This is a genomic window from uncultured Xanthomonas sp., assembly GCF_964278005.1.
Taxonomy (GTDB): domain Bacteria; phylum Pseudomonadota; class Gammaproteobacteria; order Xanthomonadales; family Xanthomonadaceae; genus Xanthomonas_A; species Xanthomonas_A sontii.
Map to the genome: position 1 here is coordinate 74,315 of NZ_CAXYKF010000023.1, position 23,618 is coordinate 97,932.

A 23,618-nucleotide genomic window follows, 5' to 3' on the forward strand; every position below is an offset into this window, starting at 1 on the left:
CCCCGCCGCGGCGCAGGAACCTGGACGCAACCGTGGAGGGTGGCAGGCATGGGTGGATCGACAGCGGCAACGACGGCAGGCCGGGAGGCATGGGCATGAGCCGGCAACTGGTGGGTGAACTGATTTCCGAGGCGATCGCGATGCTGATCATCATCGCCTTCGGCTGTTCGGTGGCGTGCATGTACGTGCTCTACGACCCCAGCCCGTACCAGCACGCCTACTGGGGCGTGTGCATCGCCTGGGGCCTGGCGGTGACCATCGCCATCTACGTCACCGGCTCGGTGTCCGGCACCCACGCCAATCCGGCGGTGACCCTGGCGCTGGCGCTGTACCGCGGGTTTCCCTGGCCCAAGGTGCTGCCGTACTGGGTGGCGCAGGTGATCGGTGCGTTTCTCGGCGCGTGGATCGTCTACCTGCTGTTCGCGCCGGTGATCGACCACTACAACCAGGCCCAGCATCTCACCCGCGCCGGCGGCGGCGCGGCCGGGGTGTTCTTCACCGCGCCCGGCCTGGCGATCACGCCGATGCACGCACTGCGCGACCAGGTGATCCTGACCGCGTTCCTGATCTTCGGCATCTTCGCCATCACCGAGCGCTACAACGAAGCCGCGCCCACCGCCAACTCCGGTGCGCTGATCATCGGCCTGCTGGTGGCGACCATCGGCGCCTCGATGGGCTATCTGGAAGCCTGGGCAATCAATCCGGCCCGCGACTTCGGCCCGCGCCTGTTCGCCTACGTTGCCGGCTGGGGTTCCTCGGCGCTGCCATCGGCCGACAACTACTGGTGGATCCCGATCGTCGGCCCGCTGATCGGCGGCGTGATCGGTGGCGCCGCCTACCAGTGGCTGATCTATCCGTTCCTGCCGGCGCGGGTGAAAGCGCTGGAGGAAGAACAGGCCGCTGCGCGCCGCGGCTAGCGCACCGGCAGCGCGTTCGTTTCCGCGCGCTTGGCGCGCGTCCCCATTCCCCGTTGGCGCCGCGCCCGTGCGCGCGGCGTGCATCCTGCAGGAGTCTCCGATGGAAAAGCAGTTCATCCTGGCCATCGACCAGGGCACCACCAGTTCGCGCGCGATCCTGTTCGACCGCCAGGGTCGCATCGTCGGCATGGCGCAGCGCGAGTTCTCGCAGATCTTCCCGCAGCCGGGCTGGGTCGAGCACAACCCGCGCGAGATCATGACCAGCGTCTACACCACGATCACCGAACTGCTCAACAACCACCAGGTGGATGCCAGCGCCATCGCCGGCATCGGTATCACCAACCAGCGAGAGACCGCGGTGGTGTGGGACCGCGCCACCGGCCAGCCGATCTACAACGCCATCGTCTGGCAGTCGCGGCAGACCAAGGACATCTGCGACCAGCTCAAGGCCGACGGCCACGAGGACATGGTGCGGGCCAAGACCGGCCTGCTGATCGATGCGTACTTCTCCGGCACCAAGGTCAAGTGGATCCTCGATCACGTCGAGGGCGCACGCGAACGCGCGCAGCGCGGCGAGCTGGCCTTCGGCACCATCGACAGCTGGCTGATCTGGAACCTCACCGGCGGCAAGGTCCACGTCACCGACTACACCAATGCCTCGCGCACGCTGCTGTACGACATCCACGAACTGCGCTGGGACGAGGAGCTACTGCAGTTGCTGGACATCCCCGCCTCGATGCTGCCGGAGGTGCGTTCGTCCAGCGAGATCTACGGCAACACCCAGGGCCAGTATTTCTACGGCCATGCCGTGCCCATCGCCGGCATCGCCGGCGACCAGCAGGCGGCGCTGTTCGGCCAGGCCTGCTTCGAGCCGGGCATGGCCAAGAACACCTACGGCACCGGCTGTTTCATGCTGATGAACACCGGCGAGAAGGCGGTGGCGTCGAAGAACGGCCTGCTCACCACCATCGCCTGGGGCGCGGATGGCAAGGTCGAGTACGCGCTGGAAGGCGCGATCTTCGTCGCCGGCTCGGTGGTGCAATGGTTGCGCGACGGCCTGCGCATGCTCGGCAAGGCCAGCGACTCGCAGGCCTACGCCGAGCGTGCCGGCGACAACGACGGCGTGTACTTCGTGCCGGCCTTCGTCGGCTTGGGCGCGCCGTACTGGCGCAGCGACATCCGCGGCGCGGTGTTCGGCCTGACCCGCGGCACCACCAAGGAACATTTCATCCGCGCCGCGATCGAATCGATGGCGTACCAGACGCGCGACGTGCTGACCGCGATGCAGGTCGACTCGGGCATCGAGCTGAAGGAGCTGCGCGCCGACGGCGGCGCCATCGCCAACGACTTCATGGCGCAGTTCCAGAGCGACATCCTGGACGTGCCGGTGCTGCGCCCGGAGGTGGCCGAGACCACCGCGCTGGGCGCGGCCTACCTGGCCGGCCTGGCCACCGGCTTCTGGAAGAACCGCGCCGAGATCGCGCAACAATGGGCGGTTGACCGGCGCTTCGAGCCGGACATGCCGGCCGAGCGCCGCGAAGCCCTGTACGCCGGCTGGCAGCAGGCGGTGGAGGCGACGATGGGGTTCCGGATTCGCTGAGGCGATGGGACGGCGCGGCGGCGTCGGCCGCGACCGGATCGCTGTGCGACCGATCGCGGTGGAGGACGCACGGCGCGGCGCGCGGATCGCGCCTGTGCGCGGCCATCGCGTGCTGCAGCCCCCGCCGTGCGGGTGGGGCGTCGCCCGCGGCGTGGAGAGCGGATGATCGGATAGCCGAGAAGTTGAAAATGAATCTCATTTTCTTTATTCTCGCCGCGCCATCGTCCGGGTCCGGACGAAAGCCTCCCGCCACCGCGATCCACGGCCGCTGCGCCTGCCGGGCGGCCTGTCGCGCCTGCATTCCCGGCTCCCATGTCTCGCGCTTCGTCCCCGCTTCCGCCGCGCCCGCATCGTCGGGTGTCCTTCTTGCCGCCTGGCGTGGCTGCCTGGGCGCTGCCGTGTCTGTTGGCCGCTGCAGGCGCCGCCGCCGCGCAAACCGAGTCGCCGCCGACCGACGCACCGGCGGCGCTGCGCACGCTGGATGCGGTCTCGGTGCAGGCGCTGCGGCCATCGCTGTACGCGCTGCCGGACGTCAACGTCGGCGCGCTCGGCGCCAAGGACCCCAAGCAACTGCCGTTGTCGGTGGAATCCTATGGCGCCGCGCTGATCCAGGCGCAGGACGCGCGCACGCTGATGGACGTGCTCAAGAACGATCCGTCGGTGCAGGACACCGCGGTCGGCGGAGCGATGGACAACATCGGCATCCGCGGTTTCCCGGTCGACTGGACCAACACCATGCGCCGCGACGGCATGCCGGTCGCGCCGTACTACGATCTGCCGATGGAGAACATCGAGCGCGTCGACGTGCTGAAGGGACCGTCGGGTTTCCTCTACGGCATGAACTCGCCCGGCGGCAGCGTCAACTATGTGACCAAGCGACCGACCCAGGACCGCTTCGCCACGCTGGACGCGCGCCTGGGCAGCCACGACGGCGCCTATGCCGCGCTCGACGCCGGCGGCCCGTTCGGCGAGACCGCAGGCTACCGGGTCAATCTGGCCGGCGAGCGCGTCGGCGACTTCCACCATGCCGGCGATCTGCGCCGCGGCATGCTCGGCGCGGCCTTCGATATCGCGCTGTCGCCCGACGTGTTGTTGCGGCTGGACCTGGATTACCAGCTCAAGAAACAGGCCGCGCAGCCAGTGGTCGGTCCGCAGCCGGACGGTTCGCTGCCGCCGATGTTCGACCCGCGCACCCTGCTGGGCCAGCCCTGGCTGCAGTATCGGACCAGCACCTACAACCTGGGCAGCCGTCTGGACTGGCGGATCGATGCGCGCTGGAGCCTGACGGTCCAGGCCGCCAAGTCGCGCAATGGGCGAGACGCGGCGTTCCCGGACATCTATGCGGTGGCGGCCAACGGCGACATCCTCAGCGGCGATCTCTACTTTTCGCCAGGGCAGCGCTTCGACGTGCTCTCCGGCAACGCGTTCCTGACCGGGCATTTCCGCACCGGTGCGCTGGCGCACCAACTGGTGGCCGGCGTGTCCATGCGCGACTACCGCTCGCACGAGGGCGGGTTCGGCGTCGCCGACGTCACCGTGGGCAACCTGTTCGATCCGCGCTACAGCCCGCCGCTGGCGATCGCCGCGCCGCCCAAGAACGTCACCCGCAATCGCCAGCCGAGCGTATTCTTCAGCGACCTGATCGACGTCGGCGCGCATTGGAGCGCGATGCTGGGCTTGCGCCACGTGCGCTACAGCAGCGACACCGATCCGGCTGTCGGCGCCAGCACCCACTACCGCAGCAGCGCGCAGATGCCCTCGGCCGGCCTGGTGTACAAGCCGCGCGCCGGGCTGTCGACCTACGTCAGCTATGCCGAAGGCGTCGAGCAGGGTGGGGTCGCCCCGTACAACGCACGCAATGCCGGCGAGTACCTGGCGCCGATCAAGAGCAAGCAGTACGAGGCCGGCATCAAGGCCGATCCGACCGACAGCCTGGCGCTCAACGCGGCGCTGTTCCGCATCGAGAAGACCCTGCAGTACGTCGATGCCGCCAACCTGTATGTGCAGGGCGGCAAGCAGCGGCATACCGGTGTGGAGTTCAGCGCCAACGGCCGCCTGACCGGGCAGTTGGCGCTGATCGCCGGCCTGGCCTGGCTGGACACCGAACAACTCGGTACCGGCGACGCGGCGACCGAGGGCAAGCGCGCGGCCAACGTGCCGCGCGTCCAGAGCAACCTGTTCCTCGACTATCGCGTCGCCGCACTGCCCGGCCTGAGCGCCAATCTCGGCGGCTACTACGTCGGCCGCCGCCCGCTGGATGCGCGCAACAGCGTCGAACTGCCGGGCTACGTGCGCGTGGACGCGGGCCTGGCCTACCAGGCCCGGGTGGCCGCGCATCCGGCGGTGTGGCGGTTGAGCGTGCAGAACCTCACCGACCGGCGTTACTGGGCCGCGGCCAATTACGGCGCGGTGTGGCCGGGCATGTCGCGCAGCGTGGCGCTGTCGCTGCAGATCGATCTGTAGCCGCGGCACGCTGTCGGCAGCGAGCGCGCGGCGACGCGATGGCCCTCGGCGAGGCGGTGGCCGCTGTCGCCGCGCCGGCCTGCGCGTTCATGCAGGAGCGCGCCTGCGCGCGCTGCGCGGGACGACGCTAGGCGTAGCGCTTGCCGTCGTCGCCGACCGGGTCCCGGATCGGCGGGATGGTCGGATCGGTCGGCTGGTCGGGGATGGGGTCGATCGGCCGGTCCGGGGTCGGGTCCACGCCCGGGTTCGGCACCTGGCCCGGCACCTCGTTCGGCGGCTGCTGCGGATCCTGGCCGGGATTGGGGCTCTGCATGTGCATGGGCGTCTCCGTGCGATGGAACTTCAGCGTGCACGCTGCGCCGACGCGTGCGGGTGAAGCGCACGCCAACGGCGGATGAAACGCCGGCCGATCCGCGCGCCTGGACGCCGCGATCGCGAATCCGCGCCGCTGGCGTGGCCCTCCGCGCTCCGGCATGCTGCCGCCGCATGCACCGCTACGACCTGGTCATCTTCGACTTCGACGGCACCCTGGCCGATTCGTTCCCCTGGTTCCTGACGACCATCAACGGCGTCGCCGACGAATTCGGCTTCCGCCGCTTCGACGTGGCGCGGCTGGACGAGATCCGCAGCCTGAGCGCGCGCGAACTGATGGCGCGCAGCGGCCTGCGCTGGTGGCGGGTGCCGGCGGTGGCGCAACGCATGCGCGCGCTGATGAGTGCGCAGATCGAGCGCATCGCGCTGTTCGACGGCGTCGCCGAGTTGCTCGCGCAACTGGCGCAGGCCGGCGTGCAGCTGGCCCTGGTCACGTCCAACAGCCACGCCAACGTCGCGCGCGTGCTCGGCCCCACATTGCTCGCGCAGTTTCGCGACGTGCGCTGCGGCGCGGCGGTATTGGGCAAGCGCCGCAAGCTGCGCGCCAGCCTGTGCGCCTGCAGTGTTTCCGCCGCGCGGGCGCTGTGCGTGGGCGACGAGATCCGCGATGCCGAGGCCGCGCGCCAGGCCGGCATCGCCTTCGCCGGCGTGGCCTGGGGCTACACCTTGCCGGCGGCCTTGCAGCCGCACACGCCGCTGCCGTTGCTGCAGCGGCCGGACGCGCTGCGGGCGCTGGTGCTGGGTACCGGTGCCTGCACGCAGTCGCGTCTGGCGCAGACAGGCGCGCGCGGCGCCTGCGCGGCCGTGGGCGGCGACGCATGACGTGGCTGCCCTATGTGGTCGCGGGCGTGATCACGGTCGTCTTCCTCGGCAGCGCCGCCCTGTCGATCGGCGCGCTGTATCGCATGGGGCGCAACCAGGTGACGGACCTGCTGGAGGCTTCGTTCCGCGAGCAGGCATTTCCGGGCGAGCACGGGCCGTTGCGTGGCAGCGACCTGACTGTGGTCAAGCGATCCAAGCAGACCATCGAGGGCAGCTACAGCCATGTGTATTCGATCGCACCGGGTGCCGCGCTGCAGACCGCCGATGCGTTCTGGTACTGCGTCGGGCCGGGACCGAGCTGGTTCCTGGCCATTCCGGTGGTGACGTCGGGCTTCGGCGAGGCGCAGGTGCATTGGATCGTGCGGCCGATGACCGAGGGGCGCATGCGCGTGGCGCTGCAGTTCGACCGCAAGGCGACCCGCCTGGCCTTCGCTGCGCGCTGAGTCCACCGACCCGAGCGAGGCAGCCAGGCGCGCACGGCGCGAAGGGACCTGTCGATCACGTCCTCGCGCCATCCCACTGTCCTCGGGGTGCCCGGAGGCATGCGCTGCCACCGACGGTGGGGAATCCAGCGGCGCACCGAGTGCCATCGGGCGAACGTCGGCCACGCCATGTGCCGGCTGGCTCGGCTGGCGCCGAGCGGATTTGCTGCGCTGCAGGTTGATTGTTCACTTGTGATTGCTATATTCATATGCGAACAGTCGCCGTGCCATCGCCATCCCGGGCGTGCATGCTGCGGCCTTCCTTCATCGCGCCCGACCCCGGGCAGAGGCGTGCCATGCGTGACCCCAGCCACTTCCGTCCCTCGCGCGTCCGTGGGCGATCCGCTGTGGCCATCGTTCCGGATGTGCGCGCATGGCGCTGAGCGCTGTCGCCGCCGACGCCGCCCTGGCGCCGCGCGCGCTGGGCCGCAGTGGCGTGCAGCTGTCCACCCTGGGCTTTGGCGCGGCGCCGATCGGCAATCTGTACGCCGAGGTGGACGATGCGGTGGCGCTGGCCGCGGTGGCCGACGCCTATGCCGCCGGCATCCGCCATTTCGACACCGCGCCGTACTACGGCTACGGACTGAGCGAGCAACGCCTGGGGCAGGGCCTGCGCGGGCTGCCGCGCGCCAGCTACACGCTCTCGACCAAGGTCGGCCGCTGCGTCTACGACGATGCCGAGGCCGCGCCGGGGCGCGATGGCTTCGCCGTGGCCGGGCGCCGCGCCGAATTCGACTACAGCCGCGACGGCGTGCTGCGTGCCTTCGAGTCCAGTTTGCAGCGGCTCGGCACCGATCACATCGATGTGCTGCTGCTGCACGACATCGGCCGCCTGACCCACGGCGAGCGCCATCCGGCGATGTTGCGGCAGGCGCTGGACGAAGCGCTGCCGACGATGGCCGCGCTGAAGGCGCAGGGCGCGTGCCGGGCGATCGGCATCGGCGTCAACGAGGAAGACGTGGCGGTGGAACTGATGCCGCTGTTCCCGCTCGACTGCGTGATGCTGGCCGGCCGCTACACCCTGCTCGAACAGCATGCCGCGCAGCGGATCATGGCGCAGGCGCTGCAGCGGCAGATCGGCATCCTGGTCGCCGGGCCGTACAGCTCGGGCCTGCTGAGCGATGCGCGCGGGCCGGGCGAAACCTACAACTACGCGCCGGTGGATCCGGCCACACTGCAGCACGCGCAGCGCCTGTTCGCGGCCTGTGCGGCGCACGGCGTGGACGTGGGCGCGGCGGCGCTGCAGTTCCCGCTCGCCCATCCGGCGGTGAGTGCGGTGGTCGCCGGCATGCGCACGCCGGCGGAAGTGGCCAGCGCCGCCACGCGCCTGCGCGCGGCGATTCCCGCGGCGCTGTGGCAACAACTGCGCGACGACGACCTGCTGCGCGCGCCGGTGCCGACGCCGTGACCATCGTCGACGCCCATGTGCATTTCTGGCGCCTGGCGCGTGGCGACTATGCCTGGCTGACCCCGGGCCTGGGCGTGCTGTACCGCGACTACCTGCCCGAGGACTTGGCCGCGACGCTGGATGCGCAGGGCGTGACCGCGCTGGTGGCGGTGCAGGCGGCGCAGAGCGAGGCGGAAACGCGCTACCTGCTGCAACTGGCGCGTGCCGAGCCGCGCATCGTCGGCGTGGTCGGCTGGGTCGATTTCGAGGCGGCCGACGTCGCCGCGCGCATCGCCGCGCTGTGCGCCGACGGCGCCGGCCTGCTCAAGGGGCTGCGGCCGATGGTGCAGGACCTGGCCGATCCGCAGTGGCTGGCGCGGCCGCAGCTGGATGCGGCGTTCGACGCGCTGCTGCAGCACGATCTGGCCTTCGACGCGCTGGTGCGGCCGCTGCATCTGCCGGCGCTGCTGGCACGGCTGCAGCGCCACCCTCACTTGCGCGTGGTGCTGGACCACGCCGCCAAGCCCGCCATCGGCGGTGCCGACTTCCGTGCCTGGGCCGATGGCGTGGCGCACCTGGCGCAGCACCCCAACGTGGTGTGCAAGCTGTCGGGCCTGCTCACCGAACTGCCGGCCGATGCCGCCCTCGACGCTCCGCTGCTGGCGCCCTACGTGGCGCACCTGTTCGTCTGCTTCGGCGCGCAGCGGCTGCTGTGGGGCAGCGACTGGCCGGTGCTGACCCAGCGTGCCGACTACGCCGCGTGGATGGCGCTGGCGCAGGCCTGGGTCGCGCAGCATGCCGTCGATGACGCCGAGGCCGTGTTCGCCGGCACTGCACGGCGCGTCTATCGCCTGTCCGATCCGATTGCTTCCTCCCCCACCTGGAGCCCCGCCCCATGACCACGTTCGCGTCCGTTTCCGGGAGCCGCGCATGAGCGGCCGTCTGCAAGGCAAGCGCTGCCTGATCACCGCCGCCGGCGCCGGCATCGGCCGCGAGAGCGCGCTGGCCTGCGCGCGCGAAGGCGCGCAGGTGCTGGCCACCGACATCGATGCCGCCGCGCTGCAGGCGCTGGCCGCCGAGGCCGACGGCATCGTCACGCAAACGCTGGACGTCACCGATCCCGCCGCGATCCAGGCGCTGGTGGCGGCGCAGCCGACCTTCGACGTGCTGTTCAACTGCGCCGGCTACGTGCACCAGGGCAGCATCCTCGATTGCGACGCGCCGGCGTGGAAGCGTTCGTTCGCGATCAACGTCGATGCGATGTACTACCTATGCCAGGCGGTACTGCCGGGCATGCTCGCGCAGGGCCGCGGCAGCATCGTCAACATGTCCTCGGTGGCGTCCAGCATCAAGGGCGTGCCCAATCGCTTCGCCTACGGCGTGACCAAGGCGGCGGTGATCGGCCTGAGCAAGGCCATCGCCGCCGACTACGTGGCCAAGGGCATCCGCTGCAACGCGATCTGCCCCGGCACGATCAAGACGCCGTCGCTGGGCGAGCGGGTCAAGGCGCTGGGTGGCGACGAGCAGGCGGTGTGGAAGAGCTTCACCGACCGCCAGCCGATGGGCCGCCTGGGCGACCCGCGCGAGATCGCGCAGCTGGTGGTGTACCTGGCCTCGGACGACTCCTCGTTCACCACCGGCCAGACCCACATCATCGACGGCGGCTGGTCGAACTGACCGCGCCTTCCCCTTCCCGATAGAGGACTTCTCATGAAACTGCTGCGTTACGGCGAACCCGGCCACGAACGCCCGGCCCTGCTCGATGCCGACGGCCACCTGCGCGATCTCTCGGCGGTGATCGACGACGTCGCCGGCGAGCATCTCACCGCCGCCGGCCTGGCCAGGTTGCGCGCGCTCGATCCGACCACGTTGCCGCAGGTGGACGGCGAAGTGCGCTACGGCGCCGCCGTGGGCCGCGTCGGCAAGTTCATCTGCGTCGGCTTGAACTATGCCGACCACGCCGCCGAGTCGGGCATGGCGGTGCCGGAGATGCCGGTACTGTTCATGAAGGCCACCAGCGCGATCAGTGGCCCCAACGACACCGTGACCATTCCGCGCGGTTCGCTCAAGACCGACTGGGAAGTGGAGCTGGGCGTGGTGATCGGCGATACCGCGCGCGATGTGTCGGTGGACGAGGCGCTGGCGCATGTCGCCGGCTATGCGGTGATCAACGACCTGTCCGAGCGCGCGTTCCAACTCGAGCACGGCGGGCAATGGGTGAAGGGCAAGAGCTGCGACGGCTTCGGCCCGATCGGCCCGTGGCTGGTCACCGCCGACGAGGTGCCGGACCCGCAGAACCTGTCGATGTGGCTGGAGGTCAACGGCCACCGCTACCAGAACGGCAGCACCCGCACGATGGTGTTCGGCGTGGCCGAGCTGGTCAGCCACATCAGCCGCTATATGACGTTGCTGCCGGGCGACGTGATCAGCACCGGCACGCCGCCGGGCGTGGGCCTGGGGCAGAAGCCGCAGGTGTACCTGAAGCCGGGCGACGTGATGCGGCTGGGCATCGAAGGCCTGGGCGAGCAACGCCAGGCCGTCGTGGCGCATCCGCGCGACGCGCAGTAAGCAACGCGCGAGATGTAAGCCCCTCTCCCCTCGGGAGAGGGGTTGGGGTGAGGGTAGGGGCGGAGCCACCTCGCATTGCACGTGGCTTTCGCTTCCGCCCGAGCGCCACGTCCGCGTGCTGCTACTTCGTTCTTGTTTCACGAGGGCGGCAACAGCCATGCACTGCCGCACCCTCACCCCAACCCCTCTCTCCCAAGAAGGGGACTCCCTTCGGTCGCCGGGGGGGAGATGGGCTACTTCACCGCTTCTTTTTGACTTTCCCACCGCCTCACCCACCAGGATCCCCATGAGCAAAATCGTCGCGCTCGAGACCTTCGACGTCCGTTTCCCCACCTCGCGCGAACTGGACGGTTCCGATGCGATGAATCCGGATCCGGATTATTCGGCCGCCTATCTGCGCCTGCGCACCGATGCCGACGACGGCCTCGCCGGCTACGGCCTGGCCTTCACCATCGGCCGCGGCAACGACGTGCAGAGCGCGGCGGTGGCGGCGCTGGCGCATCACGTGGTCGGCCGCGACGTGGAGACGGTGATCGGCGACCTGGGCGGGTTTGCGCGCAGCCTCACCGACGACTCGCAGCTGCGCTGGCTGGGCCCGGAGAAGGGCGTGATGCACATGGCCATCGGCGCCGTGGTCAACGCCGCCTGGGACATGGCCGCGCGCCGCGCCGGCAAGCCGCTGTGGCGCTTCATCGCCGAGCTGTCGCCGGAGCAACTGGTGGCCGCGATCGACTTCCGCTACCTCAGCGACGCGCTGACCCCGGACGAGGCGCTGACCATGTTGCGCGATGCCCAACCGCTGCGCGACGAGCGTATCCAGACCCTGCTCGAACAGGGCTATCCGGCCTACACCACCTCGCCGGGCTGGCTCGGCTATTCCGACGAGAAGCTGGTGCGCCTGGCCAAGGAAGCGGTGGCCGATGGCTTCCGCACCATCAAGCTCAAGGTCGGCGCCAACGTGGAGGACGACATCCGCCGCTGCCGCCTGGCGCGCGCCGCGATCGGCCCGGACATCGCCATGGCGGTGGACGCCAACCAGCGTTGGGATGTCGGCCCGGCGATCGCCTGGATGCGCCAGCTCGCCGAATTCGACATCGCCTGGATCGAGGAGCCGACCAGCCCCGACGACGTGCTCGGCCACGCCGCGATCCGCCGCGGCATCGCCCCGGTGCCGGTGTCCACCGGCGAGCACACCCAGAACCGGGTGGTGTTCAAGCAGTTGCTGCAGGCCGGCGCGGTGGACCTGATCCAGATCGACGCTGCGCGCGTGGGCGGCGTCAACGAGAACCTGGCGATCCTGCTGCTGGCGGCCAAGTTCGGCGTGCGCGTGTTCCCGCATGCCGGCGGCGTGGGCCTGTGCGAACTGGTGCAGCATCTGGCGATGGCCGATTTCGTCACCATCACCGGCAAGATGGAAGACCGCGCGATCGAGTTCGTCGACCACCTGCACCAGCACTTCGTCGATCCGGTGCGGATCGTCCACGGCCGCTATCTGGCGCCGACCACGCCGGGCTTCTCGGCCGAGATGCATGCCGCCTCGGTCACCCAGTTCCTGTATCCGGACGGCCCGTTCTGGAGCGCGGATCTGGCCGCGCAGGGCGGCTGACGCCAGCGACCTTGGTGCGCTTCCGCCGAAGGAAGCGCGCCGGTTGCGGTGGTTGCCAGTGCATCTATCGCGGCTGAAGCCGCTCCTGCGACGGCGGCGGTGCTGAATCGCTCGCTGTGGGAGCGACTTCAGTCGCGACGCACGAACCTGTGAACGCACCAGCTTCGGCAGCAGTCGGGACTGAAGTCCCTCCCACACACGTCACACAGCATCCGTCGCGCCTGCCGCGACCTCTGCAACCGCACCTGCCGCATTCTCTGCAACCGTAGAAGCGGCTTCAGCCGCGACGAGCGAAGCGGTAAACCAACCGGTCTCGCGCGCGCTCGGCACCGGCTTTCCAACACACGCGTACGCCCACGCAATACCTCAGCCCGTGCCGTTGCGCTCCTGCGCGGCCAGCGCCGCCTGCAAGGAAAAGATCTGCAGCGCTTCGCGCCATTTCTCGCCGGGCGCCGAACCGGGTAGGGGTTTCTGGAAGCGCCACATCAACTCCTCCCACGCCTGCACGCGCGGATCGGCGGCGTCGGCGGCGGCCTTGGCGGCGGGCGAATAGTCCTCGTCCACCTCCATCAGCATCACCAGGCGGTCGCCGCAGCGGTGGATGTCCAGCTCGCGGATGCCGGCGGCGCGCAGCGAGGCGACGATCTCCGGCCAAACGGTGTCGGGACGGTGCCAGCGTTCGTATTCGGCGATCAGCGCCGGGTCGTCGTGCAGGTCCAGCAGGTAGCAATGGCGCGGCATGGTTCAGGCTCCGCGGGCAGAGGGAAGGGGCGCCACGCGGTTTCGCGCCGCATGCAGCGCGAAGCCGAGGATCACCGCGAAGCCAACGGCGGGCACCGCCAGCGCCCAGTGGATGCCGGCATGGTCGGACACCGCGCCCATCACCGCGGTCAACGCGGCGCCGCCGATGATCGCCATGACGATCAGCGAGGCGCCCAGCTTGCGCGCGTCGTCGTCCAGTCCGTCCAGGCCCAGGGCGAAGATGGTCGGGAACATCACCGACATGAACAGGCTGCTGGCGACCAGCGCATACAGGCCGATCCAGCCCGGCAGCGCCACCGCCACCGCGCACAGCAGCAGGTTGAGCAGGGCGAACACGCCCAGCAGCCGTGCCGGCGCCAGGAAGCGCAGCAGCGCGGTGCCGATGAAGCGGCCGGCCATGAACAGCACCAGCGACAGGGTGAGGAAATCGGCGGCGGTCTTCTCCGGGGTGCCGGGCACGCCGTCCTGCAGGTAGCGGATCAGGTAGCTCCAGATGCCCACCTGCGCGCCGACGTAGAAGAACTGCGCGATCACCGCGAACACGAAACGGCCATTGCGCCGCAACTGGCCGAAACCGCCGGCGCGCGCGCCATCGCCACCGGCGCGGGTGGCGGGGAAGCGGGTCAGACCGATCAGCAGCGCCCACAGCAGCACCACCGCACCGATGATCAGGTACGGCGTCTGCACCGCCAGCGACTCGGTGGCGAAGAAGGCCTCGCGCGCGGCCGGCGCCATCGCCGCCAGTTCCTGTGGCGTGTGCTCCACGCCGGAGAGGATGAAGTGCTGGCCGACCAGGATGCCGGTGATCGACCCCAGCGGATTGAACGCCTGCGCCAGGTTCAGCCGCCGCGCCGCGCCCTCGGCGGGGCCGAGCACGGTGACCAGCGGGTTGGCGGTGGTTTCCAGGAAGGCCAGACCGCTGGCGATGACGAACAGCGCCAGCAGGAACAGCCAGTAGGTGTGCACCTGCGCGGCGGGGTAGAACAGGAACGCGCCGGCCGCGTACAGCAGCAGGCCCAGCACCACCGCGGCCTTGTAGCTGTAGCGGCGCATGAACATCGCCGCCGGGATCGCGAACACGAAGTAACCAAGGTAGAACGCGCTCTGCACCAGCCCGGCCTGCAGGTCGCTCAGCTCGAAGGCCTTCTTGAACTGCTTGATCAGGATGTCGTTGAGGTTGTTCGCCATGCCCCAGAGGAAGAACAGGCTGACGATCAGGACCAACGGCGCAAGCGCGGTCCGGGTGAGACTGGCGGACGCCGGTGTGGCGGATTCGCTGCTGTAGTGCATTGCCGCCTACCCCTCCCAAGGTGTGCCGCGTCGCGTTCGGATTGTCGGCGGAGCGTACTGCGCCGGCGGGTGCCATGCAAATATAAAATTTGAGTTCATATGTGGATTGCAATGCAGCATCGGCGCGTGGGCTGCGGGGTCCCAGGCGGTGCGAGCCGGCGCGGCCTCCCTGTACCCTAGTCCTCTTCACCTGCTGCCGGGCCCTCGACGGAATGACCACCCCCTTGCCCAAGTACCGCGCGCCCGCCCTGGACAAGGGGCTGGACATCCTGGAACTGCTGGCGCGCGACGGGCGGCCGATGAGCATGGGCGAGATCTCGCAGGGCATCGGCCGCTCGCGCGGCGAGATCTTCCGCATGCTGCAGGTGCTGGAAGAGCGCGGCTACCTGACCCGCACCGCGGGCGAGGGCGGCTACACGCTGACCAACCGCCTGTTCATGCTCGGCATGCAGCAGCCGCGGGTGCAGAACGTCACCGAAGTGGCGCTGCCGGTGATGCGCGCGCTGGCCGACGCGATCCGCCAGCCCTGCCACCTGGTGGCGCCGTCGGACGACCAGATCGTGGTCATCGCGCAGATGGACGTGCCCAGCGACCTCGGTCTGGTGGTGCGTCCCGGCCACCGCCGCCCGTTCGCGCATTCCACCTCCGGCCTGGTGCTGTTCGCGTTCCAGCCGGCCGATGCGCAGGCGCAGTTGCTGCAACGCCTGGACGCCAGCGAGGTGGCCTACGACCGCGCCGCGTTCCTGGCCGCGGCGCAGGAGGTGCACGCGCTGGGCTACAGCATCCATCCCAGCGAGGCGGTGGTCGGCGTGATCGATCTCACCGCACCGATCCTGCAGCACGGCATCGCCCGCTACACCCTGACCGTGCCCTTCATCGAACGTCGCCCGCAACCGATCGACGCGCAGGCGGCGATGCGCGCGGTGTGCGATGCGGCGGCGCAGATCAGTGCGGCGTTGGCGTAGGCGCGGTGACCACCATGTGCCGGTGTGCCGTGGCGCGTCTCTTCCCGCAGCGCGTGCGTTCGCGCCCCGTGTCGCGTGCGGACAATGGCCCGCGCGCCCGGCGGATGCAGGTTTCGCTGCGCAGCGGTCGTGATAGTCGGGTGACTCAGGGCGAGTGATGGCGAACGCGGTCTTCTATCTGTTCGCCGCGATCGCGGCGCATGCTGGCTGTATGCCTCCATCGGTACAACAAGCGCCGCATGGACGCCCTGCTGATGGCGCCGTTTCGTCAGATGTCCTTCACCAGCGACGACGTCGCCTTGTGCGGTGCGGATCTGCAGGTGGTGAAGAAGGCGCAACAGTTCATCCGTACGACGCAGCAGTTGTCGCTCTTGCCGGATAGCCCAGTCGTCAATCAAGGCGATGCGTTCTGGTACTGCCGCGGCCCCTGCGCAAGCTGGTTCCTGGCGATTCCCACAGTGATGTCGCGTGGTGGCGCACTGGAGGTGAGCTGGGTCGTGCGTCCGCTCACCGAGCAGCGCATGCGCGCCGCTCTGCAGTTCGATCGCAAGGCTTGTCGGCGTGCGTTCGGCGATCAGGATGTTTCCTGACACATGCGTCGTAGTCGACGCGGTGCCGATGCAATGCGCGGCGTCGTGCCGCCGTCGCGTGAGCTGAGTGCGCGCACCGTATCCGCAGGCGATATAAGGGACGTTGCCTGCAGTGAACGCGGTGTTTGCAGGCCGTGAGTAAGCGTGTTGCGCGCACCCACGCTGCAGTTGCGCTGCGAGCGTGCGTCCGCAGCGCACCCCTGGAATGCGCGCCCATGGTGCACGTGACTCGATCCCCAGCCTGATCACGTAGTCGCTGTACGTGCGCGCAAAGCGTTGACCTGTGCGCCACCGCTGCGCAGCCTGCAGGGAACACGGCGACACAGGCATACGGCATGGCACGGCGGTTTCCCTGGAGTTGGTTGGCGGTGCTGGCGGCGTGCGCGTTGGTGCTGGTGCTGGCCTGGCAGAACCGCGGCCTGCGCGAGGAACGGCGCTGGTTCGTCACCCGCACCACCGAGCCGTATTTGGGCATGTACGTGCCGCGCATCGCCGCTACCACCTTGGACGGTACGCCGCTGACGCTGGGTGAGCCGGCGGCCGAGCGGCAGGTCCTGTTCTTCTTCACCACCACCTGCCCGTACTGCAAGCGCTCGGCGCCGCAGATGGTGCAGGCCGCGCAGCGTCTGGCCGCGCAGCAGCCCGACGTGCAGGTGCTGGGGGTGTGCCAGTGCAGCCCCGCGCAGGCGCAGCGCTACGCCGCCGAGCACGGCTTTACGTTTCCGGTGACCACGTTGACCGACCGCCGCACGCTGATGCTGTTTCGCGCGCGCAACGTGCCGACGCTGCTGGCGCTGGACCACGAAGGACGCGTGCGCTATGCGCGCGTCGGCGTCTTCGATACCACGGAGCGGATGCAGGACCTGATGGCCGCAGTGCGCCGCACGGATGCGCCGCCGGCCTTGGCAACCATCGAGGAGTAAGCCATGAAACAGCGTTGGACAGCGTTACGCAACGGGATGCTTGCGGCCGTGTTCCTGGCCAGCATGGGCTTCGGCGCGGTGCAGGCGACCGCCGGCGACGGCATCGAGAAGGAGGCGGCCTGCAGTGCCTGGGCCTGCCAGCAGGAGTGCGCGCCGTTCGGCGGTGAGCTGGGGCCGGGCGGGCCCGGAAAGCCGCTGGTCTGCTACTGCTGCGGCTGAGCCGTGTCCGGAGCCGGCCGCGCCAGGCCGGCTCCGGCATCGGGGCCGGCTTGGCGGCGATCACGGATCGCAGTGAGCATCTGCCGCGTTGCGACTCTGCAGGGCACGCCTGGTGCGCGCGATCGCGCCTTGCGTTACGGCCAGCCACCGCCGATTCACGCAGGTTTGCGCGCTGGCTGGGCATGGTGGAACGCAGACCAACCAGGAGCGTTCCATGACCTCACCTCTTCATCCCGTCCGCCTGACACTGCTTGTCGCGCTCACCGCCGCGGCGCTGGGCGGCTGCGGCAAGCCTGGCGACCAGGCCTCGCGCACAGCACCGGCCACCTCGCCGGAGCCCACCGCCGCGCCGGTCGGTGGCGAAAGCGGACGCGCACCGATCGGCGGCGACGCCTCGGCCAAGGCGATGCTGCAGGTGTTGGAGGGCAACGTGGTGGCGCTGTCCAAGCAGGCGCTGTCGCGCAACGTCAGCAAGACCGTGGCCGACTTCGCCCGCGAGACCATCGCCGTGCACCACGATGCCGATCCGGCCACCGCCGGCAAGGGCGGCCCCGGCGATGCGGAGAAGATCGACGCGCAGGTGGCCAAGGGCCGCGCGCAGTTGCAGGCGCTGGGCGACGAGAGGGACGACTCCGCCTACATGAACGCCTACGCGGCGGCGGTGGTGCGGCAGTACTCCGACGCGCTGTCGGTGATCGATGCCGAGCTGGTGCCGGCGGCCAAGGAGGACGCCACCCGCCAGGAACTGCAGCAGGCGCGCAAGCGCATCGCCGAGCAACTGGAGCGCGCGCAGGCGCTGGCCTCGGCGCGCTACTGAGCACCTAGCCCCTCTCCCGTTGGGGCGACAGGGTGCGGCCTGCGCCACTGGCGCGCGCACCCTGGAGCGCCCGCGCCGCAAGCGCGGGCCGGGGCGCGGAGCGGGGGTTGGGGTGAGGGTACGGCGCGAAGCGACTCGCAGAGTTCGGGTGCACGAGGCTGGGAACGCGGCGTCCTCTCGAATCGGTAATACGCTCTAGTCGTCGGCAGCGACCGCGCGCGACGCCGGCCGCTCCTCGCGCCCATCCGGATGTCGCGCGAAGCGGGTCGGGTCGCTGCCGTGCACCGGCGCCTCGTCCCGCCATGGCCAGCCGCCGAACTGGGTGCGGCGATAGTCGGCCATGGCCTGGGCGATCTCGGCCTGCGTGTTCATCACGAACGGACCGTGTTGCGCCACCGGTTCGGCGATCGGTCGGCCTTGCAGCACCAGGAACTCGCTCGCCTCGCCGTCGCCATTGACCAACTCGACCGCCTGATCGGCGCGCAACTCGATCGCCGCGTGGCGGGTCACCGGGCGCCCGCCCACGGTCACCGCTGCGCCCTTGAAGAAGTACAGGCTGCGGCGCGTGCCGCGGCCTTGCGCGGCGGGCAGGGTCCAGCGTGCGCCGGGTGCCATGCGGATCGTCCAGATGGCCACATCGGCATCGTCCTGCGCGGCCCACGAATCCGGCGGCGGCGCGAGCGGGCCGCCGGCGCTGCCGGGCGCGGCGTCGACCGGGCCGATGCGGCCGGCCACGCAGGTCACCTCGGTGGTGCGGCCGGCGTCGTCGGTGGCCGTGAAGCGCGGCAGGTCTTCCGACCAGAACATGGTGAAGTGCGGCGCAGCCAGCTTGTTGCGCGCCGGCAGGTTGAGCCAGATCTGGAACAGCTCCAGCGGGTTGGGCGCCGCCGTGTCCAGCAGCGGGAACATCTCCGAATGGACGATGCCCGCGCCGGCCGTCACCCACTGCACGTCGCCGGCGCCGAAGCGCGCCGCCGCACCCAGCGAGTCGGCATGGTCGATCAGGCCCTTGCGCACGATGGTCACGGTCTCGAAGCCACGGTGCGGATGACCGGGAAAGCCGGGAATCTCCTCGCCGTGATACATGCTCCAGCCGTCCTTGCGGCTGAAGTCCTGGCCGATGGCGCGGCCGTGCAGGGACGCCGCCGGCCCCATCGCACCGTTGCCGGCGGGGTAGGCATCGTCGTGGTAGACGCAGAACAGGAACGGGTCGATCGTGTCCCAAGGGAAGCCAAGCGGCTTGATCTGGACGATGGGGTCGGTCATGGAGAGATCCTTCATGCGAACGCCGCCCAAGATTGGACGCGGCAACCTTCACGATATGGGGCGAGTCCGATGGAACGGAAGGCCGGTCCGAGAGACATCCTGTCCCGCACAGGAAACGCTGGGATGCGCCGCCGCCGCGTCCATGGCCATGGCGCAGGCGCGGTGACCGGCCGCGTTGCATGCGCCGAGCGAGCGAACCCGGCAGTCAGCGGCATGCACTGAATGCCTGCTGGGGCACAACCGCTCCGCTACGCCCGCAGGATCCGTGCGTCATCGGACTGTCATCGACGGCGACCAGCATCGCAGCCTTTCCGAATCCGCCGGCCGCCGATGGCGCTGGCATTGCGAGTGGCTGGTGCGTTCCGAACCCCTGCCGGCGTTGTCACGGCTGTTCCTGCAATGGCGGCCGTCGCTGAGCCGCTATTTCCGCAAGCGCCGCGCCGCGGCCTGGGATGCCGACGACCTGTTGCAGGAAGTGTGGCTGCGGCTGCAGCGCAGCGAGGCGCATGCGCCGGAGATCGCCAATCCCGAAGCCTACCTGTTCACCATCGCCGCCAACCTCATGCGCGAGCACGCGCTGCTGCACCAGCGCAACAGCCAGCGCGACACCTGCCTGGACGATGTGCTGGAGCGGCTGGCGGTGCCCTGCGAGGCCGATGCGCAGGTGCACCGCGCGCAACGCCGGCAGCGCCTGGCCGAGCTGATGGCACGGCTGCCGCCGAAGTGTCGCGCGGCGATGACGCTGCGCTACCGCGACGAACTGGGCTACCAGGAAATCGCCGAGCAACTGCAGATCTCCAGCCACATGGTCAAGAAATACATCATCAAGGGCCTGGCGGTGTGCCGGCAGGGCATGGCGCGCTATGCGTGAGGATCCGCAGCGCGTCGCCGAGGCGGCCGCGGACTGGTACCTGGCGCAGCGCGAGACCGCGCTGCCGCCGGCGCGGCAGGCCGAGTTCCTGGCCTGGCTGCGGCACTCGCCGGCGCACGTGGCCGCCTATTTCGACATCGCGCGGATGCACACCGAGCTGCCGTCCGCGGCGCAGGCGCAGCAGGCCAGCAGTGCGCAGCTGCGCGCGCATGCCTTGCGCAGCGGGGCGGTGGTGGTGCCGTTGCGCCCGGATGTGGACACGCCGACGTCGGTGCCCCACCCGCGTCGTGTCCTGCCACGGCGCAGGCGCTGGCCGTTGGCGGCCGCCGCCGTGCTCGCGCTGGCCGCCGCGGGTGTGGCGCTGCGCCTGAGCGCGCCGGAGCAAGTGCCGGCGACGGTGTACGCAGCGCCAGCGGACGCGCCGCGCAGCGTCGCGCTGGACGACGGCAGCGTGGTGCAACTGGAGCGCGGCGGCGCGATCGCGGTGCGCTACGGCACGCAGCGTCGCGACATCGCCCTGCTGCGCGGCAAGGCGGTGTTCGATCTCGGCCACGATCCGGCGCGGCCGCTACGGGTCAGCGTCGGTACGCTGGTGCTGCGCGACGTCGGCACCGTGTTTGGGGTCGACCCGCAGGCCGGCGGCGCCCGCGTCACCGTGCTGCAGGGGCGGGTGCAGGTGTCGCGCGATACCCCGGCGTGGTGGCACCGCGGCGACCTGCCGTCGGAGGGGACGACGCTGGCCGACCTGGGCGGCGGCCAGCAGGCGCGGGTGGATGCGCAGGGCCGTGTGCTGGCGCGGCGCGACCACGCCGACATCGCCGACGCCACCGCCTGGCTGCCGGCGCAGGTCGGCGTGCAGGATCGCAGCCTGGCCGAGGTGGCGCGGCTGTTCAACGCCTACACCACGCAGCCGCTGCGCATCGCCGACCCGGCGCTGGCGGCGCGGCGGGTCAGCGGCGTGCTCCACCTGCGCGATCCGGAGGCCTTCGTCGCCTATCTGGGCAGCCTGCCGGACGTGCAGGTGCAGCGGGATGCGCACGCGGTGACCATCCGCCACGCACCGGCCCCGCTGTAAGAAAAAATTCATGCAATCGACGGTAGCCGCACGGCGCACCGGGGCACTCCTAGGAAGCATGGTCGTCGCGCAGCACGCGCGGGCCCGCCCTTCCTCGCCTCCGGTGTGATCGTCATGCGCAAGCCTCTCGTCGTCTCCATCGCCCTGCTGTTGGGCTGCACGTCCTCGTTGCCGGCCTGGTCGGCGCCTGCCGCCACCGCGTCGGCCATCGCGCCCATGCCACTGGCGCAGGCACTGGACCAGTTCGCGCGCAGCAGTGGCCTGCAACTGATGTACGACCCGGCGCTGGCCGAAGGCCTGCGCAGCAGCGGCGCGCCGGCCGGCCTGGCGCCGCCGCAGCAGTTGCATGCGCTGCTCGCCGGTACCGGCCTGGACTACCGCATGCTGACGCCTGGCTCGGTCGCCATCGTGCGCAGCAGCGTCGCCGCCGCGCCGGCCGCCGCGCCGCGGGCGCCACGCAGCGCCGCCCCGGCCCGTGCCGAGGTCGACGGCGAACACGACGGCCCGCGCGAACTGGCGCCGATTAACGTCACCGCCAACAGCGTCGACACGCTGGCGCCCAGCGCCGCGCCGCTGGAGGCGAGCCAGCCGACCTCGGTGATCGACGAGCGCTTCATCCGCGACGGCCTGCGCCTGAACTCGAACTACGACGACATCATCAAGTACGCGCCCAGCGTGGTGACCACTTCGCCGGAAGGCCCCGGTCTGGGCAAGAACGAAGGCGTCAGCATCCGCGGCTTCCAGGACGGCCAGTTCAACATCACCTTCGACGGCATCCCGTTCGGCGATGCCAGCGATCTGCACCACACCACCTCGGCCTACTTCAACAATCACGTGCTCGGCCAGGCCGAGATCGACCGCGGCCCCGGCGGCGGCGCCACCATCGGCAACGCCACCTTCGGCGGCACCCTGGCGCTGCGCACGCGCAATCCCAGCGAGGTCGACGGGGTCACCGTCTACGGCACCGGCGGCAGCTGGAACACCTGGGCCGGCGGCGTCAGCGCCGACGAGCACATCGGCAACACGCGCCTGTTCGCGGATCTGTCCAAGGAAGCCAGCGACACGTACCTCAAGGGCACCGACGACCGCCGCGAGCATGCCTTCCTCAAGACCGTCACCGATCTGGGCGAGGCGACCACGCTGACCTTCGTCAGCAGCTACAACCAGGAGCACCAGAACACCGTGCAGGGCGCCACCCGCGCGCAGATCGCGCAGCATGGCTGGCGCTATGGCCTGGGCAACGATCCGACCCTGCAGAACTACACCGGCTACAACGCCGCGGCCTACTACTCCAGTTTCACCTACCTGGGCCTGAGCACGCGCCTGGGCGATTGGGACCTGGACAACAAGGTCTACTACAACAGCTTCGACCACACCGCTTCCAAGACCAGCATCCCCACCAGCGAGAGCGCTGCCGACAACGGCGTGACCTTCTACAGCGCGACCGGCAAGAAGCTGTCCAAGGCCGCCAAGGACGTGCCGGGCAAGCTCTCGGACAACGACTTCCGCGCCTTCGGCGACGTGCTGCGTCTGGCGCGGGACCTCGGTCCGGGCCAGTTGCAGACCGGCGTGTGGTTGGAGCGCAACCTGGACGAGCGCCAGCAGTTGCCGGTGGACATGACGACCGGCGCGGCCAGCGGCACCAAGTACGGCCCGCTGTACAACTACAACCTGCACGACCGTACCGACACCCTGCAGCCGTACCTGCAGTACGACTGGAAGCTCAGCGACAGCCTGACCCTCAGCCCGGGCCTGCGCTACGCGCGCGTGCAGCGCCAGCTCGATGCCGAACTCAACAAGAGCACGCCGCCGGCGCCGGCGCACAGCGAGGCCAGCTACGACGCCACGCTGCCGTCGCTGAGCCTGCACCAGAGCTTCAACGAGCACTGGAGCGGCTACGTGCAGGCCGCGCGCGGCTTCCTGGCGCCGCCGATCGACGTGATCGAACTCAACGGCACGCGCGGCCTGCGCCCGGAGCTGACCAGCAACTACCAACTCGGTACCAGCTATGCCGCGCGCGGCCTGACCTTCGGCGCCGACGTCTACTACATCGACTTCAGCAACTACATCAGCCAGACCCTGATCAACACCGACAGCGGCACCGAGAGCGCCTTCGTCAACGGCGGCGGTGCGGTGTATCGCGGCGCCGAGGCCGAGGCCACCTATGCGCTGACGCCGATCCTGAGCCTGTACGCCAACGCCAGCTACAACGACGCCACCTACAAGCACAGCAGCACCCAGGTCGCCGGCACGCCGCGAGTAACCGCCGCCCTGGGCCTGCTGTACAACAGCGGCACCGGCTATTTCGGTTCGCTGATGGAGAAGGTGGTGGGCGCGCAGTACGGCGTGGACAACAGCACCGCGGCCAACGGCGCCACCGTGTTCGGCAACGACCAGCGCCTGGGCGGCTATGCCAGCCTGGATGCGGCGCTGGGCTATCGCAGCACGCACGGGCCGTACGGCCTGAAGGGCTACTCGATCAGCATGGACGTCAACAACCTGCTGAATCGGCATGCGCTGATCGGCTACGCCGGCACCCGGTCCTCCGACAACCAGCCGCTGTACTTCGGCCTGGCCGGGCGCGGCGTGTTCCTCGATCTGTCGCTGAAGTTCTGAGGCCGGC

General features: G+C 69.9%; 22 protein-coding genes. 18 read left to right on the plus strand and 4 right to left on the minus strand.

All coding sequences use genetic code 11. The annotated features are described in order from the left end of the window. The first annotated feature begins 95 nt into the window (after positions 1–95). The 3 genes from ACHWVH_RS14765 (at position 96) to ACHWVH_RS14775 (ending at position 4,980) form a co-directional block, all read left to right on the plus strand. Positions 96–917 (plus strand): MIP/aquaporin family protein, encoded by an 822-nt coding sequence (locus ACHWVH_RS14765; protein WP_017916383.1) that lies wholly within the window; start codon positions 96–98, stop codon positions 915–917. 100 nt (positions 918–1,017) lie between these two features. After that, complete coding sequence (gene glpK / locus ACHWVH_RS14770; protein WP_394687467.1) at positions 1,018–2,517, plus strand: glycerol kinase GlpK; 1,500 nt, start codon at positions 1,018–1,020, stop codon at positions 2,515–2,517. A gap of 378 nt (positions 2,518–2,895) precedes the next feature. Continuing rightward, the gene (locus ACHWVH_RS14775; RefSeq protein ID WP_394687468.1) at positions 2,896–4,980 is read left to right on the plus strand and encodes a TonB-dependent siderophore receptor; all 2,085 of its coding nucleotides are present in this window, start codon (positions 2,896–2,898) and stop codon (positions 4,978–4,980) included. Positions 4,981–5,107: 127 nt separating this feature from the next. Here ACHWVH_RS14775 and ACHWVH_RS14780 read toward each other — a convergent pair whose 3' ends face one another. After that, complete coding sequence (locus ACHWVH_RS14780) at positions 5,108–5,299, minus strand: hypothetical protein (RefSeq protein WP_295939890.1); 192 nt, start codon at positions 5,297–5,299, stop codon at positions 5,108–5,110. A gap of 167 nt (positions 5,300–5,466) precedes the next feature. On the opposite strand from ACHWVH_RS14780, the gene ACHWVH_RS14785 reads away from it, so the two are divergent. The 7 genes from ACHWVH_RS14785 to ACHWVH_RS14815 all read left to right on the plus strand — a co-directional run bounded on the left by ACHWVH_RS14785 (position 5,467) and on the right by ACHWVH_RS14815 (position 12,217). Further along, a complete protein-coding gene (locus ACHWVH_RS14785) occupies positions 5,467–6,174 on the plus strand; it encodes an HAD-IA family hydrolase (RefSeq protein ID WP_394687469.1) in 708 nt (235 codons plus the stop codon). Continuing rightward, a complete protein-coding gene (locus ACHWVH_RS14790; RefSeq protein WP_017910853.1) occupies positions 6,171–6,617 on the plus strand; it encodes a hypothetical protein in 447 nt (148 codons plus the stop codon). Before ACHWVH_RS14785 ends, ACHWVH_RS14790 begins: the two co-directional genes overlap by 4 nt. Positions 6,618–7,029: 412 nt before the next feature. Next, positions 7,030–8,064 (plus strand): aldo/keto reductase, encoded by a 1,035-nt coding sequence (locus ACHWVH_RS14795; RefSeq protein ID WP_394687470.1) that lies wholly within the window; start codon positions 7,030–7,032, stop codon positions 8,062–8,064. Beyond that, positions 8,061–8,942, plus strand: a complete 882-nt coding sequence (locus ACHWVH_RS14800; protein WP_394687471.1) for an amidohydrolase family protein — start codon at positions 8,061–8,063, stop codon at positions 8,940–8,942. The genes ACHWVH_RS14795 and ACHWVH_RS14800 overlap by 4 nt, the downstream gene beginning before the upstream one ends. 31 nt (positions 8,943–8,973) lie before the next feature. Then, entirely contained in the window at positions 8,974–9,720 is a 747-nt protein-coding gene (locus ACHWVH_RS14805) for an SDR family oxidoreductase (RefSeq protein ID WP_017911554.1), read from the plus strand. Between the two features lie 33 nt (positions 9,721–9,753). Then, a complete protein-coding gene (locus ACHWVH_RS14810; protein WP_295926255.1) occupies positions 9,754–10,611 on the plus strand; it encodes a fumarylacetoacetate hydrolase family protein in 858 nt (285 codons plus the stop codon). Between the two features lie 286 nt (positions 10,612–10,897). Then, positions 10,898–12,217, plus strand: a complete 1,320-nt coding sequence (locus ACHWVH_RS14815) for an L-fuconate dehydratase (RefSeq protein ID WP_295939881.1) — start codon at positions 10,898–10,900, stop codon at positions 12,215–12,217. 366 nt (positions 12,218–12,583) lie between these two features. Here ACHWVH_RS14815 and ACHWVH_RS14820 read toward each other — a convergent pair whose 3' ends face one another. Together ACHWVH_RS14820 and fucP are read right to left on the minus strand one after the other, a co-directional pair. Next, positions 12,584–12,958: an L-rhamnose mutarotase gene (locus ACHWVH_RS14820; RefSeq protein WP_017910859.1), complete on the minus strand. Its 375-nt coding sequence runs from the start codon at positions 12,956–12,958 to the stop codon at positions 12,584–12,586. A 3-nt stretch (positions 12,959–12,961) separates the two neighbouring features. Then, on the minus strand, positions 12,962–14,269 hold the full coding sequence (gene fucP, locus ACHWVH_RS14825) for an L-fucose:H+ symporter permease (protein ID WP_295960405.1): 1,308 nt from the start codon (positions 14,267–14,269) through the stop codon (positions 12,962–12,964). 212 nt (positions 14,270–14,481) lie between these two features. Between fucP and ACHWVH_RS14830 the strand changes: the two genes are divergently transcribed. From ACHWVH_RS14830 to ACHWVH_RS14850, 5 genes are all read left to right on the plus strand, one after another. Then, positions 14,482–15,234, plus strand: a complete 753-nt coding sequence (locus ACHWVH_RS14830; protein ID WP_152180516.1) for an IclR family transcriptional regulator — start codon at positions 14,482–14,484, stop codon at positions 15,232–15,234. Positions 15,235–15,473: 239 nt separating this feature from the next. Next, a complete protein-coding gene (locus ACHWVH_RS14835; protein ID WP_295926258.1) occupies positions 15,474–15,824 on the plus strand; it encodes a hypothetical protein in 351 nt (116 codons plus the stop codon). A gap of 362 nt (positions 15,825–16,186) precedes the next feature. Further along, positions 16,187–16,747 carry a peroxiredoxin gene (locus ACHWVH_RS14840; RefSeq protein ID WP_295910878.1) on the plus strand — a complete coding sequence of 187 codons (561 nt, stop codon included), beginning with the start codon at positions 16,187–16,189 and terminating at the stop codon, positions 16,745–16,747. A 3-nt stretch (positions 16,748–16,750) separates the two neighbouring features. Next, positions 16,751–16,966 (plus strand): hypothetical protein, encoded by a 216-nt coding sequence (locus ACHWVH_RS14845; protein WP_026143700.1) that lies wholly within the window; start codon positions 16,751–16,753, stop codon positions 16,964–16,966. Positions 16,967–17,180: 214 nt separating this feature from the next. Further along, positions 17,181–17,783 (plus strand): hypothetical protein, encoded by a 603-nt coding sequence (locus tag ACHWVH_RS14850; protein WP_394687472.1) that lies wholly within the window; start codon positions 17,181–17,183, stop codon positions 17,781–17,783. Between the two features lie 195 nt (positions 17,784–17,978). Here ACHWVH_RS14850 and ACHWVH_RS14855 read toward each other — a convergent pair whose 3' ends face one another. Next, positions 17,979–19,049, minus strand: coding sequence for a pirin family protein (locus tag ACHWVH_RS14855; RefSeq protein ID WP_394687473.1), 1,071 nt, complete (start codon positions 19,047–19,049; stop codon positions 17,979–17,981). Positions 19,050–19,404: 355 nt separating this feature from the next. On the opposite strand from ACHWVH_RS14855, the gene ACHWVH_RS14860 reads away from it, so the two are divergent. The 3 genes from ACHWVH_RS14860 to ACHWVH_RS14870 all read left to right on the plus strand — a co-directional run bounded on the left by ACHWVH_RS14860 (position 19,405) and on the right by ACHWVH_RS14870 (position 23,611). Further along, positions 19,405–19,920, plus strand: a complete 516-nt coding sequence (locus ACHWVH_RS14860) for an RNA polymerase sigma factor (RefSeq protein WP_026143698.1) — start codon at positions 19,405–19,407, stop codon at positions 19,918–19,920. Next, entirely contained in the window at positions 19,913–20,995 is a 1,083-nt protein-coding gene (locus ACHWVH_RS14865) for a FecR family protein (RefSeq protein WP_394687474.1), read from the plus strand. The genes ACHWVH_RS14860 and ACHWVH_RS14865 overlap by 8 nt, the downstream gene beginning before the upstream one ends. 114 nt (positions 20,996–21,109) lie before the next feature. Then, entirely contained in the window at positions 21,110–23,611 is a 2,502-nt protein-coding gene (locus ACHWVH_RS14870; protein ID WP_394687475.1) for a TonB-dependent receptor domain-containing protein, read from the plus strand. Positions 23,612–23,618 lie beyond the last annotated feature (7 nt).

Coding starts and splice junctions, on each gene's coding strand:
- ACHWVH_RS14765 (WP_017916383.1), top strand. CDS start 96: ATGAGCCGGCAACTGGTGGGTGAACTGATTTCCGAGGCGATCGCGATG.
- glpK (WP_394687467.1), top strand. CDS start 1,018: ATGGAAAAGCAGTTCATCCTGGCCATCGACCAGGGCACCACCAGTTCG.
- ACHWVH_RS14780 (WP_295939890.1), bottom strand. CDS start 5,299: ATGCACATGCAGAGCCCCAATCCCGGCCAGGATCCGCAGCAGCCGCCG.
- ACHWVH_RS14785 (WP_394687469.1), top strand. CDS start 5,467: ATGCACCGCTACGACCTGGTCATCTTCGACTTCGACGGCACCCTGGCC.
- ACHWVH_RS14790 (WP_017910853.1), top strand. CDS start 6,171: ATGACGTGGCTGCCCTATGTGGTCGCGGGCGTGATCACGGTCGTCTTC.
- ACHWVH_RS14795 (WP_394687470.1), top strand. CDS start 7,030: ATGGCGCTGAGCGCTGTCGCCGCCGACGCCGCCCTGGCGCCGCGCGCG.
- ACHWVH_RS14805 (WP_017911554.1), top strand. CDS start 8,974: ATGAGCGGCCGTCTGCAAGGCAAGCGCTGCCTGATCACCGCCGCCGGC.
- ACHWVH_RS14810 (WP_295926255.1), top strand. CDS start 9,754: ATGAAACTGCTGCGTTACGGCGAACCCGGCCACGAACGCCCGGCCCTG.
- ACHWVH_RS14815 (WP_295939881.1), top strand. CDS start 10,898: ATGAGCAAAATCGTCGCGCTCGAGACCTTCGACGTCCGTTTCCCCACC.
- ACHWVH_RS14820 (WP_017910859.1), bottom strand. CDS start 12,958: ATGCCGCGCCATTGCTACCTGCTGGACCTGCACGACGACCCGGCGCTG.
- fucP (WP_295960405.1), bottom strand. CDS start 14,269: ATGCACTACAGCAGCGAATCCGCCACACCGGCGTCCGCCAGTCTCACC.
- ACHWVH_RS14830 (WP_152180516.1), top strand. CDS start 14,482: ATGACCACCCCCTTGCCCAAGTACCGCGCGCCCGCCCTGGACAAGGGG.
- ACHWVH_RS14835 (WP_295926258.1), top strand. CDS start 15,474: ATGGACGCCCTGCTGATGGCGCCGTTTCGTCAGATGTCCTTCACCAGC.
- ACHWVH_RS14845 (WP_026143700.1), top strand. CDS start 16,751: ATGAAACAGCGTTGGACAGCGTTACGCAACGGGATGCTTGCGGCCGTG.
- ACHWVH_RS14850 (WP_394687472.1), top strand. CDS start 17,181: ATGACCTCACCTCTTCATCCCGTCCGCCTGACACTGCTTGTCGCGCTC.
- ACHWVH_RS14855 (WP_394687473.1), bottom strand. CDS start 19,049: ATGACCGACCCCATCGTCCAGATCAAGCCGCTTGGCTTCCCTTGGGAC.
- ACHWVH_RS14865 (WP_394687474.1), top strand. CDS start 19,913: ATGCGTGAGGATCCGCAGCGCGTCGCCGAGGCGGCCGCGGACTGGTAC.
- ACHWVH_RS14870 (WP_394687475.1), top strand. CDS start 21,110: ATGCGCAAGCCTCTCGTCGTCTCCATCGCCCTGCTGTTGGGCTGCACG.